The organism is Paenibacillus sp. 481 (assembly GCF_021223605.1).
Lineage (GTDB): Bacteria > Bacillota > Bacilli > Paenibacillales > Paenibacillaceae > Paenibacillus_B.
Window position 1 is genome coordinate 1,749,097 of sequence record NZ_CP075175.1, and the last position, 16,930, is coordinate 1,766,026.

The 16,930-nt window shown below is 44.9% G+C and carries 19 protein-coding genes; 7 read left to right on the forward strand and 12 right to left on the reverse strand.

All coding sequences use genetic code 11. From position 1 onward, the window contains the following. Positions 1 to 12: 12 nt before the first annotated feature. Both KIK04_RS07500 and KIK04_RS07505 read right to left on the reverse strand, forming a co-directional pair. Positions 13 to 561: a DUF402 domain-containing protein gene (locus KIK04_RS07500; protein WP_232277650.1), complete on the reverse strand. Its 549-nt coding sequence runs from the start codon at positions 559 to 561 to the stop codon at positions 13 to 15. 166 nt (positions 562 to 727) lie between these two features. After that, complete coding sequence (locus KIK04_RS07505) at positions 728 to 1,165, reverse strand: GNAT family N-acetyltransferase (protein ID WP_232277651.1); 438 nt, start codon at positions 1,163 to 1,165, stop codon at positions 728 to 730. 516 nt (positions 1,166 to 1,681) lie between these two features. Between KIK04_RS07505 and KIK04_RS07510 the strand changes: the two genes are divergently transcribed. Continuing rightward, entirely contained in the window at positions 1,682 to 2,299 is a 618-nt protein-coding gene (locus KIK04_RS07510) for a superoxide dismutase (protein WP_232277652.1), read from the forward strand. 75 nt (positions 2,300 to 2,374) lie between these two features. On the opposite strand, the gene KIK04_RS07515 is transcribed toward KIK04_RS07510, so the two are convergent. After that, the gene (locus KIK04_RS07515) at positions 2,375 to 3,043 is read right to left on the reverse strand and encodes a trimeric intracellular cation channel family protein (RefSeq protein WP_232277653.1); all 669 of its coding nucleotides are present in this window, start codon (positions 3,041 to 3,043) and stop codon (positions 2,375 to 2,377) included. Between the two features lie 382 nt (positions 3,044 to 3,425). On the opposite strand from KIK04_RS07515, the gene KIK04_RS07520 reads away from it, so the two are divergent. The 4 genes from KIK04_RS07520 to KIK04_RS07535 all read left to right on the forward strand — a co-directional run bounded on the left by KIK04_RS07520 (position 3,426) and on the right by KIK04_RS07535 (position 7,038). Then, positions 3,426 to 4,103, forward strand: a complete 678-nt coding sequence (locus KIK04_RS07520; protein WP_232277654.1) for a chromate transporter — start codon at positions 3,426 to 3,428, stop codon at positions 4,101 to 4,103. Positions 4,104 to 4,139: 36 nt separating this feature from the next. After that, entirely contained in the window at positions 4,140 to 4,676 is a 537-nt protein-coding gene (locus KIK04_RS07525; RefSeq protein WP_232277655.1) for a chromate transporter, read from the forward strand. Then, positions 4,669 to 5,889 carry an ROK family protein gene (locus tag KIK04_RS07530; RefSeq protein WP_232277656.1) on the forward strand — a complete coding sequence of 407 codons (1,221 nt, stop codon included), beginning with the start codon at positions 4,669 to 4,671 and terminating at the stop codon, positions 5,887 to 5,889. Before KIK04_RS07525 ends, KIK04_RS07530 begins: the two co-directional genes overlap by 8 nt. Positions 5,890 to 5,958: 69 nt before the next feature. Further along, a complete protein-coding gene (locus KIK04_RS07535) occupies positions 5,959 to 7,038 on the forward strand; it encodes a formylglycine-generating enzyme family protein (protein ID WP_442951143.1) in 1,080 nt (359 codons plus the stop codon). A 120-nt stretch (positions 7,039 to 7,158) separates the two neighbouring features. Here the strand turns inward: KIK04_RS07535 and KIK04_RS07540 are convergent, their stop codons facing one another. The 5 genes from KIK04_RS07540 to KIK04_RS07560 all read right to left on the reverse strand — a co-directional run bounded on the left by KIK04_RS07540 (position 7,159) and on the right by KIK04_RS07560 (position 12,685). Beyond that, a complete protein-coding gene (locus tag KIK04_RS07540; protein ID WP_232277657.1) occupies positions 7,159 to 8,550 on the reverse strand; it encodes an esterase/lipase family protein in 1,392 nt (463 codons plus the stop codon). Positions 8,551 to 8,666: 116 nt separating this feature from the next. Next, complete coding sequence (def, locus tag KIK04_RS07545) at positions 8,667 to 9,182, reverse strand: peptide deformylase (RefSeq protein ID WP_232277658.1); 516 nt, start codon at positions 9,180 to 9,182, stop codon at positions 8,667 to 8,669. A 348-nt stretch (positions 9,183 to 9,530) separates the two neighbouring features. Further along, on the reverse strand, positions 9,531 to 10,481 hold the full coding sequence (locus KIK04_RS07550; RefSeq protein WP_232277659.1) for a DUF4179 domain-containing protein: 951 nt from the start codon (positions 10,479 to 10,481) through the stop codon (positions 9,531 to 9,533). Then, positions 10,474 to 10,992, reverse strand: a complete 519-nt coding sequence (locus tag KIK04_RS07555; protein WP_232277660.1) for a sigma-70 family RNA polymerase sigma factor — start codon at positions 10,990 to 10,992, stop codon at positions 10,474 to 10,476. The genes KIK04_RS07550 and KIK04_RS07555 overlap by 8 nt, the downstream gene beginning before the upstream one ends. A 202-nt stretch (positions 10,993 to 11,194) precedes the next feature. Continuing rightward, complete coding sequence (locus KIK04_RS07560; RefSeq protein WP_232277661.1) at positions 11,195 to 12,685, reverse strand: Gmad2 immunoglobulin-like domain-containing protein; 1,491 nt, start codon at positions 12,683 to 12,685, stop codon at positions 11,195 to 11,197. A 203-nt stretch (positions 12,686 to 12,888) separates the two neighbouring features. Here KIK04_RS07560 and KIK04_RS07565 point away from each other — a divergent pair, with 203 nt between their 5' ends. Beyond that, positions 12,889 to 13,314: a response regulator transcription factor gene (locus KIK04_RS07565; protein WP_232277662.1), complete on the forward strand. Its 426-nt coding sequence runs from the start codon at positions 12,889 to 12,891 to the stop codon at positions 13,312 to 13,314. Further along, positions 13,311 to 13,502, forward strand: a complete 192-nt coding sequence (locus KIK04_RS07570; protein WP_232277663.1) for a hypothetical protein — start codon at positions 13,311 to 13,313, stop codon at positions 13,500 to 13,502. Before KIK04_RS07565 ends, KIK04_RS07570 begins: the two co-directional genes overlap by 4 nt. Before the next feature lie 252 nt (positions 13,503 to 13,754). Here KIK04_RS07570 and KIK04_RS07575 read toward each other — a convergent pair whose 3' ends face one another. The 4 genes from KIK04_RS07575 to KIK04_RS07590 form a co-directional block, all read right to left on the reverse strand. Next, on the reverse strand, positions 13,755 to 13,898 hold the full coding sequence (locus KIK04_RS07575) for a hypothetical protein (protein WP_232277664.1): 144 nt from the start codon (positions 13,896 to 13,898) through the stop codon (positions 13,755 to 13,757). A gap of 223 nt (positions 13,899 to 14,121) precedes the next feature. Further along, positions 14,122 to 15,351 carry an XRE family transcriptional regulator gene (locus KIK04_RS07580; protein ID WP_232277665.1) on the reverse strand — a complete coding sequence of 410 codons (1,230 nt, stop codon included), beginning with the start codon at positions 15,349 to 15,351 and terminating at the stop codon, positions 14,122 to 14,124. Between the two features lie 372 nt (positions 15,352 to 15,723). Beyond that, on the reverse strand, positions 15,724 to 16,104 hold the full coding sequence (locus tag KIK04_RS07585) for a hypothetical protein (RefSeq protein WP_232277666.1): 381 nt from the start codon (positions 16,102 to 16,104) through the stop codon (positions 15,724 to 15,726). A gap of 15 nt (positions 16,105 to 16,119) precedes the next feature. Beyond that, the gene (locus KIK04_RS07590; RefSeq protein WP_232277667.1) at positions 16,120 to 16,776 is read right to left on the reverse strand and encodes a hypothetical protein; all 657 of its coding nucleotides are present in this window, start codon (positions 16,774 to 16,776) and stop codon (positions 16,120 to 16,122) included. Between the last annotated feature and the right edge of the window lie 154 nt (positions 16,777 to 16,930).

Below are 16,930 nucleotides of genomic sequence, written 5' to 3' on the forward strand. Positions count from 1 at the left end.
CAACGTTTTTCATTATTTCAATACGAATTGTTTCCACTCTTCATAATAAGAACGCACGATTGCGTCATGAAATGGTGATTCTTCGTTGCGAATGCGCTCTAATAGTGTTTCCAAACCTCGTGTCACTTTCTGCTCCACGAGTAAGGGATAGTGATATACGATACGATTGTGCTCGTATTCATCCCGATCGACGATTTGCACATGGCCGTCTGCATGACGAATCACATCCAAATCATAATCGATATACGTAACCGTGTTGGCGCTACTGTAAGGTGGAGATGCAATGTTACAATAGTAACGAATTCCACTTTCTTCAATTAGCGCAACTACATTAAACCATTGCTGCGGCACAAAAAAGGTAACAGCAGGCACTTTGCTCATCCACTGTTTCCCGTCCGCTTCTTGAATCGGAGTCTGACTGTTAATAAGCACGATCACCCCTGCTTCCGCATGATCAGGGTGCAGCCGCTCTTGCGGCACGAACCAATTCTCCAACCATACACGGTGGAGATGACCGTCGTGCTTGAAACTTTTTACAAGCGCCTTCTCATAACGATCCATGCTTTGCCCTCAGCTTCAGTCTAATTATTCAGTCCAATGATATAGTAATAGAAAAGCATATCTTTTCTCCGAATGCAACGGTTTGAAAAGATATGCCTTCCTATGCAATGCTTTCTTATTTCGACAGTGTCTGAAACATACTCGTTCTTGAATCAAAAAATAAGTTCTAACCTGTAACGATTCGTAGTTGCTGCAACGACCGCGACACGTCTTTTGATCCATACCCTAGCGTCTCAAACCACGGCAAGACAACTTCTGTATGCTCATCAGCGGCGATCATAATCTGTTTGACGTTCCGTTGTTGAAATTTCTGTTCCATACCGGAAACGAGCGCTCTGCCCACGCCTTGATTGCGATAATCTGGATGTACGGCTAAACGGTAGTAGTAGCCGCTATTACGATCGATCGTCCCAATTACGAGTCCTACAATCATGGACTCTCCTGCTGTATCTTGCTGTTCTGCGACGAGCACGAGCTCACCATCCAAAGACAATTGACGCGCGAAGGCATCCAATGTCTTTTCACAACATTCTTCTGACAACGACGCTTTCAACAATTGAGATGTCGGCATATAGTCCGACAATCTAAAGGAACGAACGTTCATGAATTACTCTCCCTCATCCTAACTTGATTAAATAATGTCGATTTATCTCTCTAGTGGAACGTTAAGGACCGTTAATGGAACGTTTATGAAACGCCAGCCTACGTATTTATCATGCCATCAAAAAATAGCTTAAAAAAATTTTAACAAATTTGATTAAGAATTACGACAAAAATCGCGAAATTCCTTCTTTCTTAAGCATTTTCCATAATAAAACTGCAAATTTCTCCGTTTTTCTACTGAAAGCGCTTTTAATGAAGCGTTTACATTTCTTTTTGAATCCAAAGTTGCCATTAAACTATCTGTTATTGAAATGTAATCCATTTTGTGATTCCGGTGTAGGTTTATGTCATTTCTGGTTTGAAAAGGTGTGAAACGGGTAATTATAAGGAATACCATTTTGCTCACATTTGCGCATACCTAATCGAGTCGACTTTTTAAACATTTTTGTTGATTTAATACTTGAATCATGATTAAATGGGTTGTAGGAACTACATATTGATTTGGAGGTATATAACAATGGCACATCAATTACCACAGCTTCCATACGCTCATAACGCTTTGGAACCACATATCGATGCACTTACAATGGAAATTCACCACGGTCGTCATCACAATGCTTACGTGACGAACTTGAACGCAGCTTTGGAGTCCGCTCCAGAATTGCAAGGCTTGTCTATCGAAGAGCTTATCGCTGACTTGAACAGCGTACCTGAGGGCATCCGTACAGCAGTTCGCAACAACGGTGGCGGACATGCTAACCACTCTTTGTTCTGGCAAACAATCGCTCCTAACGCTGGTGGACTACCTTCCGGCGCGTTGGCTGACGCAATCAACAACGAACTTGGCGGTTTCGACAAGTTCAAAGAAGATTTCGCTAAAGCAGCAGCTACTCGCTTCGGCAGCGGCTGGGCATTCCTTGCTGTAGACAGCAACGGCGCGTTGACTGTATACAGCTTGCCTAACCAAGACTCCCCAATCATGGAAGGCAAAACGCCTATCCTTGGCTTGGATGTATGGGAGCACGCTTACTACTTGAACTACCAGAACAAACGCCCAGACTACATCGCAGCGTTCTGGAACGTTGTGAACTGGTCTGAAGTTGAAGCACGCTACACAGCTGCTATTAACAGCTAATTATAGATGCGCTTCTAACAGCGCATAACGAAGCCCGCAACTGACTTGAAGTCGGCTGCGGGCTTTTTGTTGTATTTATAATTTAAGAGAGCGTCTGACTTTCCGTCGTTGTCTCTCAGGCTTGTCCGCTTTAGGTTCAATGACAGGGAAATTCACACTGAATTTAACCGCCAACACCCGAATCGTAAAAGTAACTCCTAAACATAAATAGAGCGACGCCATCTCTGATATTTTCCCATATGACAAGTAATAACTTATTGCTCCCGCAAGCGATGCGATTGCATAAATTTCTTTTCGAAACACGTATGGAATGGTCCGCACGAGTAAATCACGTACAATTCCCCCACCAATCCCGGTAATTAACCCCATGGATATGACGATAAAAGGCGTGTCCATCTGTTGACTGAAAGCGGAGTTAGCACCGATGGCCGTAAAAACGCCCAACCCGATCGCATCCGAAATCATCATCACGCTTTGAAAGCTTCGAAACCGATTAACATGCTTGTAAATAAAACAAATAATTAATGCCGTAACTAACACGGTAAAAAAGTAAGGCGGCATCGTAAAAGCAACTGGTGGAAACTGACCGATAAGCACGTCCCGTACAATTCCGCCCCCAAGTGCCGCAGCAGCCGCTACGATAATGATCCCGAATAGATCGAGACCCTTTTTAATGCCAACTAATGCGCCGGAAACTCCCCCTGCGACGATACCGAGATAGATGAACACATGAAGCAAAAGCATGAATCGTCCCCGACTTTCGTGAAATATATGAAAATGATAATACCGCAAATATGCGAAAATAACAAAGCATTTTTCTTCACTTTCATTCCTTGCAAAACAATTTCATTTTTAACCCAATTTCACCTCGTTTTTCAGCTGCTGTTTCGATGCTTATCCGCCTAACTTATAACTGTAATTGAACAAAAGACACATGATTTTTAACTCATATACTAAATTTTAAGTACTTATAATAAAGTCTTATTTCATATTTCAGGATAGTTTATTCCAAAATGGATTAAAGTTACGTATACTAACGGTATACAGAGAACCTTATGATGTTCGGGTTGAAAAGGGAAACAACGTTCTAATCTGCTGAAGTTACTATGTAATGGGGGGCATTCCCATGAAAATACGTTCTACTGTCACTTTACTCCTACAACTTTTTTTGACCTTCCTTAAAATAAGTCCCACAACATTTGGCGGTGGATATGCCATTTTGCCTGTCATCGATCGTGAAGTGACGGTTCGTCGTGCTTGGCTATCTTTAGATGAGATGAGCGAAATGACTGCGCTCGCGGGAGCTGCTCCTGGCGGGATCGCCGTCAATATCGCCGCGCTGGTCGGCTATCGTCTGGCAGGAATTGCAGGGCTATTTGCCGCTGTGGTCGGTATTACTTTGCCGACGCTGGCTGTTATGTTGTTGATTTGCTTCGGGGCAGCTGAAGTTCGCGACAACTCTTATGCACAAGCTGCGCTGGCGGGCATTAAGCCTGCTGTAGCTGCACTTATCGTCTTTGCCGCCATTCGGCTTGGTCAGCGCACGCTACGGCATAGCTTTGCTTGGGCAACGACGATCACGTTCGCGCTACTTCTCCTATGGACGAACGTTCATCCGCTCATCGTGCTGGCGCTAGGCGCAGCAGCAGGACTTGCTGCGCAGCGGTTCAACCTTCGCCCGCTACATCCGAGCGGGCCAGCGGGCACGACATCCGCGCATACGCGACGCCAACCACAGCCGGATCAGCAGCGGGCTCAGCGTCATGGCCAAGCGGCAGATAGACGTAAACGGGCAGGTGCATAACTTATTTTCACATTTTAAAACAAGGGGTCTTACATCATGCTATGGGATTTATTTTGGACCTTTTTAAAGCTGGGCTTCGTCTCCTTCGGCGGCGGCTACGCGATGCTGCCTGTCATTGAACACGAAGCAATCGGGCAGGGCTGGATGAATGCAGAGCAATATGCAGATGCCATCGCCCTTGCGGGCATGGCGCCCGGTTCGATTGCGATGAACAGCGCTATTTACGTTGGATACGCCACTGCTGGGGTGTGGGGAAGTGTCGTTTCTACAATAGGCATAGTAATTCCATCGGTTTTTACGATGTTTATGGTTGCTACTCTCTTTTACCGGATGTATCATAATGATTGGGTGCAGTCTGCGCTCGACGGCATGAAGCCAGCGGTCATCGCGCTAATCGCTTATGCTGCGGTAAGCATGGTCACACATTCGGGCCTCATCCAAGGTTGGAGCATCGGAACTTTATTTGCCGCGGGCGTGTTTATATGCGCGCTGCTGGCATTATTACGCTTCCGCCTGCATCCAATCGCCGTCATTCTATTATCGGGAATTGCGGGGATAATCATTTATGGTTAAACATTTGGAGCAACGCATAACTTCCACGAAAAGCAAAGAAACATTTCATCTCATACGCCGCAAATTAGAAATCTCGAAAAATGACTTACTCACCGACAGCGGCTTCACAGTTAGCACTTTGACACGTGTGCTAGAGGAGCTTGTGCAAGCTGAACTTATTGTGGAATCTGGTTTCGGCGCTTCCACAGGAGGGCGAAGGCCCATTTTGTACCGTGTTAATCCGCAATATGGCTATGCTTTCGGCTTTGACTTGTCGCGAACGATGTCACGTCTCGTCATGGTAGATGCGAGCGGACAGCAAATGGATTCAGCCGAGTGGACGATGAATGAGGAAATGACACCAGAGGTACTACTGCCCATGGTCATCTCGCAAGTTCAGGCGTGGATCGCAAAGTACGAGTTAACGTTGAATCATGTCCTCGGACTCGGTATAGGCGCGGTTGGTCCGGTCGATCGATTTGGCGGTATCATTTTGAACCCGAGTCATTTCCCTGCTTCAGGTTGGGAGAACGTACATATCGTTGCGCAGTTTGAGCAAGCACTTCATGTCCCCATCCTGCTCGATAACGGGGCTAACGCAGCCCTTTGGGCCGAATCGTGGGCGAATCGCACGAAGGACTTGCGACATATGCTATATGTGCATTTAGGTATCGGAATACGTTCAGCCATGACGTCAGAAGGCAACCTTATTTATGGAGCTGTCGACATGGAAGATGCGCTCGGACAAATGATTATTAAAGCAGATGGTGCTCCGCCCCGTACAGCGAACGGCAATTACGGCAGTCTAGAATCGTACACGACGATCTATGCCTTAGAACGAGAAGTCATTGCCCAACTGCGGATGGGGCGTCCAAGCGTGCTCCAGCAAATGGTCGTGCAACCCGAGCTCGTCACGTTTCCGACCATTATGGAAGCGCTGCGGATGCGCGACCCACTCGTTAGCGAAGTGATGACGCAAACCGCGACTTACTTTGGCATCGGCTTAGCTAACTTGCTGAACATCTTGCATCCAGAGAAGGTCGTGCTTGGTGGGCCGCTTATTTTAGGAAATGATTTGTTTTTTTATACCGCCACACAAACCGCTATTCGTAAAACGTACCACTATCCCAACTATCAGGTCGTATTTAGCAAAGGCAGTTATGGTGAGGAGGCGCTTGCCGTTGGTGCTGCTCTGCTTGTGCTTGAGCGACTGACCGCTAAGCTATCCAACTAGATAGCGCTAGGTAACCATAAATAATCATTGGTTCATTTGGTGAAAATGTAAAAGGAAGGGGCATCCGCCATGAGCCAACATACGGAACGAATGGCTGAACCACGCAACCCGCTATTTCAACTGCACGAACGTTCGTCGGCGTGCTGTGCAGCTACAAGAGCAAGCTGTGCCATCTCTGTGCCGGAGATGGCTATTGATGTAAAAGCAGCCGCAGCAGCTTTACTTACACACTCAGGCAGCCCCCTGCTTCATCAAGCCATGCCTGATACCTCTCACTTTATTAAGCTGCAAGGCGGCTCATTCTGGATGGGCACAGATGACGTAGAAGCGCAGCCTGCCGATGGTGAGCGGCCTTCCCGACAAGTGACCGTCGGCAGCTTTGCGATTTCGCCTTATGCGGTTACTAATGCTGATTTCGCACAGTTTGTCGCTGCTACAGGGTATGTGACCGAAGCAGAACGCTTTGGCTGGTCGTATGTGTTCCACCTGCTTCTTCACGAGGAAGCAAGCACGCAAATAATAGGCAGCTCAGCTGAGACACCTTGGTGGCTCGGTATTCGTGGTGCGAGCTGGCGGCAGCCCGAAGGGGCAGGCAGCAGCGTTGAGGCGCGCATGGATCATCCCGTCGTGCATGTCTCTTGGCACGATGCCACTGCGTACTGCGACTGGGCACAATTGCGTCTCCCAACGGAAAGGGAGTGGGAATTTGCCGCTCGCGGGGGCTTGGAGCGCAAGCGCTATCCGTGGGGAGACGCGCTTAAGCCTGACGGCGAGCATCGCTGCAACATTTGGCAGGGCAAATTCCCTGTTAAAAATAACGCTAGCGACGGCTATGTTAGCACAGCTCCTGTCGATGCTTATTTACCGAACGGCTTTGGGTTGTTTAACGTTTCGGGAAATGTGTGGGAATGGTGCGCCGACTGGTTCACAGCTACTCCTGCCTCAAGCGGCGCCTGCTCGACCGGCCTAGGCTCAACCAATGCAGGCAGCGCAGGCCAGCCAGACACCAGTCATGCCCGCGTCATGAAGGGCGGCTCGTACTTATGTCATAAATCGTACTGCAATCGTTACCGTGTAGCGGCACGTAGCAGCAATACACCTGACAGCTCAGCAGCCCATCTCGGCTTTCGTTGTGTTAAAGATACATAATTCACTTTCCGAACGACTTCTGAACAATTACTTTTCCGGATCGGTTTCGGGGCGAGTTCAAATGAGTTCATATGGCTTCACATGATATTGTCACCCACACGAACGGGGCCACACATGCTCTTATTTAGGCAACGAACCGAGCAGTCGCGCCACGCCAACATACCAGTCCTTCATATTTCGCACACCGATCCCAATCATATCCGCATGGTCATGTGAATTCATTAGACCAACATAGTTCCATACGCCAGCTTGCGGTATTTCATTGAAAGCGACAATTTTGTCGGAGGAGCCGTGCTTAGGTCCATCCATCGACACCGTGTTGACGATACCGTCATTTTGCCACCAAGCACTGTCCAACTGTCCATTTTCATACCTGCCCATAAACAGAGTAGAAGGTAAAAATAACGGGTTCATAAAAGGCTCCGGTAACTCATGTCCAGTCAATGGACCCGTAAATGTCTGCTCCGCCGCGATCGAAAAATAGTACACCTCCGGCTGAGCCTGCACCCAGTTATTTAACTCCTTCGCTCCGTGCGGGCTTAAATCCCATTCACTAGTGTCCTGCGAACTTTTCCAAATGCTGCTGTTATACACCCGCTGGGAATAACGTTCGAATGGCTCGCCAGGCTCCCGCCTCAGCCCCCATTGATCCAATTTAAAATCGATCACGGGTTTGGAAACGCTTCCTAAAGCAGCCGCAGCTAAGCCGATGATTTGCTGCGCATGCGGAACAATACCACCTACAAGATGCGTCATTGTCGTGCCATCGTGAGGTGCAGCAATCGTAAAAATACTACGCACCCACATGTTACTCCCGCCATTAAATAGCGGCGACAAATCGGACGCTGCACTTGCTGCCCGCTCCCCTTCATGACCATGTGCCAACAACTGCGTCAGCAATCGCACCGTCTGCCCTCCTAAACTATGCGCGATTAGATGAACGCGCTTCGGATGTCCTGTAGCAGGATCTATCGTTCCCCACTCCGGATAAAAACCCGGGTGCGTTCTGCCATAACGAGAATGTCCGTGCAGTTTGGAGTGGGCTTCACCATAGTCCACCGTGCCACCTTTAATTTGTGCATACAACTCGCAAGCACGATCCCAACTGCTGGACACCGGTCCGATTGCCGCAGTATGCACGGTATAGCCGAAGTCGGTTAAATTTTGCTCAATATCAGTTAACCCACCCCAATAACGAAAGCCGAGCATCTCCTCCCGTCCCCAACCTCCAAATCCGTGCACAAGCACAATCGGGTAGTCGTTATTACGCGCTGCCTGTACCTCGACTGGAAATAAGCTAGGTTGAGCCCGCTCATCTATGAACTGCCTTGCTTGCTCACTGCGCAGCTCTTGTTCTAACCATTGATCGCGGCTCATTTCTTCCTGTAACCAAGTGTCCTGCTCGTACGGTTCACTATTCGTCCCACTAGCTTCAACACGTTGTGCGATTATACAACTTAAGAAGCCTAATACGAAACCAACTAACAACCATTTGTTGAACAAGCGACTCATAAGCGACCCCCCATATTTTTGATAGCGCTTTCTATTCAAGGAATATGCGGGGTCTGCACAAAAGTGACAACTAACAAAAAATTATTTTCCGGGCATTGCTCGTATGAAATTAGCTCTTATTTGCCATTTGCAACTTTCAGTACATCCAACAGCGACATACGTTGATTCGTTCGCTCGTGTACTAGATAAGTCTCCTCCATTAGGTCCACAAATAGCTTGCCGTCCAAGTGGTCCATTTCGTGCTGGAAGCACACGGCTGTATAGTCAGTTACGTCATAAACGACTGCATTTCCGTCTCTAGTTAAGCTGCTTACTTTAATCTGTTTCGCTCTGCGCACATTTCCGTAATAATTCGGAAACGACAAGCATCCTTCGGAGCCATATTGCTCTCCGTCCGCTTCGATCATTTCCGGATTAATCAGTTCGATTAATCCATTACCTAAGTCCATAACGGCGACTCGTCGCAGGACGCCGATTTGTGGCGCAGCTAGGCCTGCTCTCCCCGGCTCAGCGTACAAAGTCTCGCGCAAATCATCGAGTAGTGTAAGGATGCGCGGTGTAATTTCGGTTACAGGCTTGCACACTTTGCGCAGTATAGGGTCCCCAAACGGTAAAATAGAGCGTACAGTCATAATGTGAATATCCCCCTTCAGTGATTCTTATGTGTCTACATCCATTTTTTCACATAAACGCTATTTAATCTAGCTCCAAAAGTAGGAGAAATGAAATTCAACATGTGTTGAATTATGGCTTGAACCGTTTCATCTATTTGAATGAAAAAGAAAGTTGTTAGACGCTTAAACAGATGAGCTGTGCGCTGTATGAAGCACAAAAAAAAGGCCTCTTTACAATGTCATTGCAAAATCATTGCAAGATGACTGTAAGAAGACCTTTTCTCAAATATGGATGACAACCTTTCCTGAACGTAAGTCCGCTATTATATTCGCAGATTCGCAAATTCGCTCACTCACGTGAAGCGATTACTCTTCGGCAATAGCCTCTGGTATTTGCAAGTACTCCCGCTGTTCAATAAACAACGGTTCCGTAATACCGTAATCCGACTTGATTTGTTTCATATGCGCTAAGGCTTCTGCCTCGGTCTTAAAGTGGCCCGCTTCCACGAAGTACGTGCCCTGCTTATCCTTTAACACCCTTACATTGGCCACATCAATCAGCGTTTCTTCAGCAACGCTTTGAGCTTCGCCATACACATGAGATGCTGTGCGTACCGCGTAAACAGGCGGCTGATTCTCGCTGCTTGCACCAGACTTTTTCGGATCAGATGTTAACGTGATGACGACCTGCGCTGGATCTTTATACTCTTTCACCTCATAAGCAACAGGTTCTTTAAAGGTCACATTGAAGCGAATCATCGTATCATCTGCGGATACAATTTCATACGCATCCACAATATATTTACTTTGCTTCAACGTCTCAAAATCTTTGACCGCGGAGAACTTTCTCGCTCCGCCCACCGTAAACGTCATCGTATTCGGGTACTCCGTAAACCGAACATCAAAATAACTTGCCTCTTGCTGCGCCTTATTGTCTCGCGCAAAATTCAAGACGATGCTGTCGCTATTATCCTGCTTGTTCAACGTAATAAAGTTGATATCTGTAGATTCCTGAATCTTTCCGCCCTGCGCGCTACCTTTATTGAACTGCAATATTTTCACGAGCTTGCCGAGCCCCGGCACGTCCTCAAGACTCGCCGCAAATGCTGGCATCGTGTTCACACTAATCGTAAATACGGCCAACACCGCTGCCGCGCTTACGCCTACACGCGTCACCCAACGGCTTCTCCCCTTCACACGATTGCGATGCTGCTTGCCCCGCTCAATCCCTTTGAGCGTAACCGTTGCCAGCTCGTCGGGAATTTCTATCTCGTGGTATGACTTTTTTAAACGTTCTAGCTCGTTCTGATTATCCAAAATGCTCACGCTCCCCAAGGTTTATTTTCAATTTCTCCAATCCCCGATAAATAATCGACTTCACTGAGCTTAACGGCGTATCCAATACGTCCGCGATCTCCTTAATAGGCATATCTTCAAAATATCTAAGCATGAGCACCGTCCGTGATTTTTCATCAAGCTTGTCCAGCGCCTCATACAAGTCCATATTTTCTTCTCTTTTTTCAGGTGTGTAGCTGCCTTCATGCTCTTTATCCATGTATACGGTTTTTTTCGCTTTGCGAACGTAATCCACTGCGCAGTTGACCGCAATTTTCGTCAGCCACGTATTAAAATATTGCGGCTGCTTCAATTTGTGTACCGATATAAAAGCGCGGTAGACCGTTTCTTGTACAATTTCTAATGCATCATCTTTGTTGCGTACATACGTATAAGCCATACGATATAACTTTTCGCGCCGCTCTTGCACAAGCGTTGTAAAGCTATCTTCATCACCAGCAATTGCTCGTTGTACCCATTCACTCTGATTCACTCTGTTACACTCCTCCCTTTGGAATATGGTTGTGACTATAGTTGTGACAATATGTATTCATTCGAGTAGTGGTATGTACAGTTATTTGTTTTTTCTATGCAAAATAATCATGATTGTTATAAATAAGAGGCCGCTGCCACATTGCACGATGCAACAGAGCAGGGCCTCCCCTCACTTTTACAAACTTACAATTACTTTATTGTTATTTCAGTACAATCGTCATTTTGTTTTTAATCGCGCCATCTGCTTGATCCACTTCGAATATCTCAAGCGTTAACGGCTGCTTGCCAGACAGCTTGTTTGCTGGAACTGTAACTTTTTGCGTAAATGTTCCCCACTCTGGGCCACCCTTGGATGCTTCCCCAAAACCTTTTGCGACGACAGTGTTACCTTGCTTCACCGCATACTGGTACGCGCCTTCAAATACGTTTGCCTCGCCTTTAACTGTGTACGTCATAGCCGTATTTACGTGCTTCACCTGACGAAACACTTTGTTGCCAGCCACCTTTTTGCTCGGTGTTGTAGACAACGACATGACGACTTTATTGATGGCTTTGCCACTCTCTTGGTCCATTTCAAACATTTCAAGCGTCAACGGCTGCTTGCCGGACAACTTGTTGGCTGGAATCGAGATCGCTTGCGTAAATGTTCCCCACTCTGGACCACCTTTAGATGCTGTGCCAAAACCTGTTGCTACGACTTTGCCACCTTGCTTCACCGCATAGTTGTACGTGCCTTCAAATAAGCTTGCCTCGCCTTTAATTGTGTATGTTACAACCGATCCTACTTGCTTCACTTGGCGAAACGCCTTGTTGCTATCACCCTTTTTACCCGAAGTTGACGGTGTTGCAGGTTTAGTCGGCTTTACCGGTTTTGCTGGCGTTGTCGGAACAACCTTCGCAGACCCAGCGCCTACAGGACTTGCTGGCAAAGGCATCACTACTTTATTGACAGCTTTACCACTCTCTTGATCCATTTCAAACATCTCAAGCGTCAACGCTTGCTTGCTGGACACCTTGCTTACCGGAATCGAAATGTGCTGTGTAAATGTTCCCCACTCTGGGCCACCTTTGGATGCTGTGCCGAAGCCATTTGCTACAACTTGTTTGCCTTGTTTCACTGCATACTGGTATGTGCCTTCAAATACGCTCGCTTCACCTTTTACCGCATACTGTACAGCAGTCGGTGCAAGCTTCATGCTGCGGAACGCGCTGTTGTTTGCTACTTTTTTCGCAGCGTTCATTGGAATACTCACTTTGTTAATGATCTTGCCGTTCTCTTGATTCACTTCGAATACTTCCAGCGTTAATGGCTGGTTAGATGCTACGCGGCTTGCTGGAACTTTGATTGTGTGTGACACTTTACCCCAAGCTGGGCCGCCTTGCGCTGCTGTGCCAAATCCTTTTGCTACAACTTGGTTGCCTTGCTTCACTGCATATTGGAACGAGCCTTCAAATACGCTTGCTTCACCTGTGAGCGTATATTGTACCGTGCGATCTGCTACTTTAAGATTACGGAACATTTTATCGTTAACTACCTGCTTGTTAGTCGCTTTGTCTTTTGCAATTTGCTGCGTTTGTACTTGTGTGTGCGGCTCGTCTGTTTTGTCTGCCCAAGATGTGCTGATGAAACCTACGAATGCGGAACCTGCTAAGATAGAAGCTGTGAATAGTGCAATTGTTGTTTTTTTCATGATGTATATTGTCTCCTTATGCGATCTCTGTCGCGAATCGTTATAGTTGAATGACTTGTGTGACTTGTGTGGCTTGCAACACTTGTTTGTGTTATTGCTGTTGTTGCTGTTGTACCTTCATGAAGTTTACATAGGTTAGACGCACAGGGTATTTAAAAAGACGCACAGGATGCATGGAAATAAAGACCAGCAAGGAGACGGGAATGAATATTTTAATCGCAGACGATGAACTGCTCGTGTTGCAATCTGGTGCAGATGATTATGTGAGGAAGCCATTTGATCCGCGAGTTTTGCTTGTACGCGCAAAAAAGATGCTGAACATGGAGACACAATATCGCTTTGGCCCCCTACTTGTAGACTTGGACAAACAAAAGGTATGGCGCGCAGGCAACGATCTGCATGTGACCCATAAAGAGTTGCAATTAATGAAATACTTTGTTCATAACAAAGGCAAAGTACTGACACGAACCTCTTTATTGGATCATGTGTGGGGGTTTGATTATTTTGGTGATGAGCGCACGGTAGATGTACACATTCGTAGGTTAAGAGAAAAGATCGGGGAAGAATGGATCTTTACACACCGCGGAATGGGGTACACGTTAACAAGCTGTATAATCAGGAGAAATTGAAGTCGAGTGTACTCGTCACTTTTATGATGAAGGATCAGATCGTATTTGCAGTTGGCGAATCTATCGCCTACTCCAATGATACGATTCAAATTGTGAACCAATTTAATACGTACATTTCGATTGGGGCCTTGCTCCTGACGATCGTGCTAACGGGGTCGGCACGACTAGGTTGCCGTTTCGATTTTTAAGCAAGCCGGAGCTTTCGATATTCACATTAAAAAGCAAGTTATAGTACAACACCCTGAAGTCACGACATCATCGGGAACTAACCCCATAATGTGTAGCAAAATTAAAACACCTTCAAGAGAGCGCTCCTATGTCGAAAGATATGGAGAAAGCTTTGGAGGTATCTTTACGTTGAGAATTAGAGTATTACCCAGTCGATTGTTTTAATAATTTCGAATTAATTAGGAAATGTGGTCTTCCCAGCTAGACTGCGTTTAATCATAAGGCCGTCTCCGTTGTAGCGGTATGTAATGATTTTTTCCGTCTTCGGTATCTGCATCTGCAAGCGTTAAGCGATTGCGCGAGTCATAGCTGTATGGAGCACCCTTTTGTACAGATGAATTGGTCGTTGTTCGCATCGTGGTAGAATCGTTTGCTTAAGTTCTTCGGATCGATCTGCTCGATCAGGCGGCCGATTTCGTCATATTTCTTAATTAAATAAAAGAAAAACCACGAACGAGATTATCCTCATTGTGGTACAAATAAGTTATTTAATTAACAACTAATAGTGAGTAATATACAGCCAGTTACTGCTTAGACCAGCCACTACCAATATCAGATATAGTCACTTGAAGATCTGGACTAATAAAAGATAGACCTATAAAACCGAACAAGGAAAGAGTCGTCATGGTCATAATAAATGCTTTTTTCATGGACTTCCACCTCTTTAGAAAATAGTTGTTTAAAGCTATTTTTTTGCTCAGTCGTTGCATATTCCTCGTACTGATGAAAAGTGTTTACCGCAGCTTCAACTTTTCTGGTATGCGCAAGTTTAAGTGCTAATTTTAAAAACATCGCGTTATATCCAAATGCTCTATCCAATTGATTAGTTGCGAAATAGTAATCGCTAAGTGCTTGGTAGAGTCGAAGCTTGTGCTTCAAATAAAACGGCTCATTCTTAGCTAAAAGAATGTTCACATGTGAATGATACTTCGTAAGATATTGCTGGGCTTCCAAAAGCAGATGATTCACAACAAATGATTTTATCGCCATTGGAATAACAAGAAGAGTTTGGTTTTCATCCTCTTTAAGTATACTCATCAGTTCGTCGATATGTTCGGTTTGCCCCATCTCAATAGAAATATAGAATTCATTACACTTTGCTACCCATGCATAATGTTTTCCGTATGAAGCGTATTGCATGGTGGCATGCAATGCATCTTTAAAATTTCCCATTCCTTTATGAGCAAATGACTCGTACAGCCAACCCTCCGCCACATATTTCTCCTGACCAACTGCCAAAGCCATAACCTTTAATTGTTCCGCATAATGGAGCAATTTAGGCCAGTTCTCAAGCACATTATAGAAGGTTAAAATACGGTAATAAGCATCAAACCTTAGCCCATCAGGCAACAACGGTAAATATTCAACAAGCTGATGAAGAGCTTCCTGTCCTGCACCTGCTGTATCTAAATCACGTAAAATCATAAATCTTTTGTAGTAAGCGATGGCAAGGGTTTCGTTTCTGCTAATTCCGTTACTTACGATGATGTCATAAAAGGGAAGTGAGAAATTGCGTTTGTCTGACTCGAAGAGGTGTTCAGCAATCGTAAACGTGGTGTCTAGCATCTTATTGCGGTTGTTGTCCTCATGAAGTAAATATACAATCCGTTTGACGGCTTCATATTGCTCCGCTTGTATACAATGCAGGATAAAGTCGCTTGTCTTTCTTTGTTTGAGTCTTCCTGCCTCATTGTAGCATTCACCGATAAAACAATCGTATAAGGTATATTTCTTGAACTCAAATGCCTCGTTGATGGCATGCAACTGATGGAGCATGAGTGATTGTTTATTATTCAAAATCTTACTCATCCTTGACCGACTAAGGTTTGTTGCTGCTGCAAGCTCTTTCTGTCTCTACCCCCTTCGATTAAGCTCATTTTGTACTTTTTGTCGCAATTCGGTTTGAACGACTTGAACATCAAAATTCATGGATTACATGTACCTCCTCCATATAACTTATTCACGGATTCATTATGAAATCCTTCTACAGCATGAAAATATCCCCATATTACTCTAGTCTCTTCTATTGTAGAGCAGATATATATCTTTTTCTATTTTCACCAAAATAGTAAACTTCACGTCTAATTTTGTCGGTTATTATCATGATATGTAAAAAAAGAAACCTTGAAAGGGAAGGAGCCGATCAAGGTCATTGTTAGAGTTCAATTCATTGTTTTACTCTTACTTAATTTCATTCATTAACTGCTGAAAAGCCTTCTGATAACCCTCTGGATTTATATCATATACTTTAACAACTTGGTTCACTACATTGTGTATTTTTTCAACAAACTGAATTTGTTGCTCCTTAAATTCAAAACCAGAGAATACATCCCAATTCAAAGATGTTTCTGCCTGAAGAAGGCCACCTTTAAGGTCTAGCAAGTTCACAAAATTCTCATCTGTTATATCCGTGTCAAAAAATATTTGCAATGTATTAATATCAACACGTTTTTTCGCATAGAACTCAATGTAATTATTCAATGAGTCTTCTAACGGATATAGCAGCCTAAATTGTTTCGAAACCATTCTTATTGATGTTTGTGGTCTTGAGGCAATCTTCACTTTCCTACCTCCTATTCAATGGTAACTTTTATTGTAAGGTGGCTTTTTACCAAAAACTTTTTCATGGGTCTTAATGTAGCGAGTCTCTAACACCTTTGCATTAGTTTTACTTAGCCCACCTTTTAATAACATAGTTTCAACTTCTATGCCTAAGTTAAAAAACCTTCTTGCGTGTTGTTGTCCTCTCACTTTATGTCCTTGAGTAGTTTCACCATATCTCATTACCTTACCTGTTTTAACCTCTCTAACAACATATACATCAGTTGGCTTGGTTGATTTCAATGAATTTCCATGAACAGCTATTCCCGTCCCCTTAGATCCTCCACCAACTGCTCCCATTGATCCAGCTGCCGCTGCCATAAGAGGGCCATATTGCCATTGATCGTATGCATCTAGAAGTTGGTTTTTGGCATTCATGGCATTGTCTGAACTGTTCGGATAAGGACTGGTCTGCGTTAACTGTCCAAACAAATATTTGAATTGATTGTTGTTATTATCATTAAAAATGGGCTGGAATTTAACACCTAAATATTGTCTAGTAGCCCAGTATTCAGGATCACTTTTTGAAGTCAACTCCATAGCATGATCAATTACAAATTCAAGCTCCGCTAGTTGAGCAGATAAGTATCGGTGCCCACTCGGATCAATATACCTCAACGGATTATTGGCCACGTATGTGTAAAGGTTCAAACTAAGTAGGTTCTTAATTTCCCCTTCATACGTATCCTAGTTTATTAAGCGTCTGTTAGTCTATTAAACATCAAAAAAAGATACCACATGGAGTTGAACTCACATGTGGTATAAAAAATGAAAAATTGTAAATCAC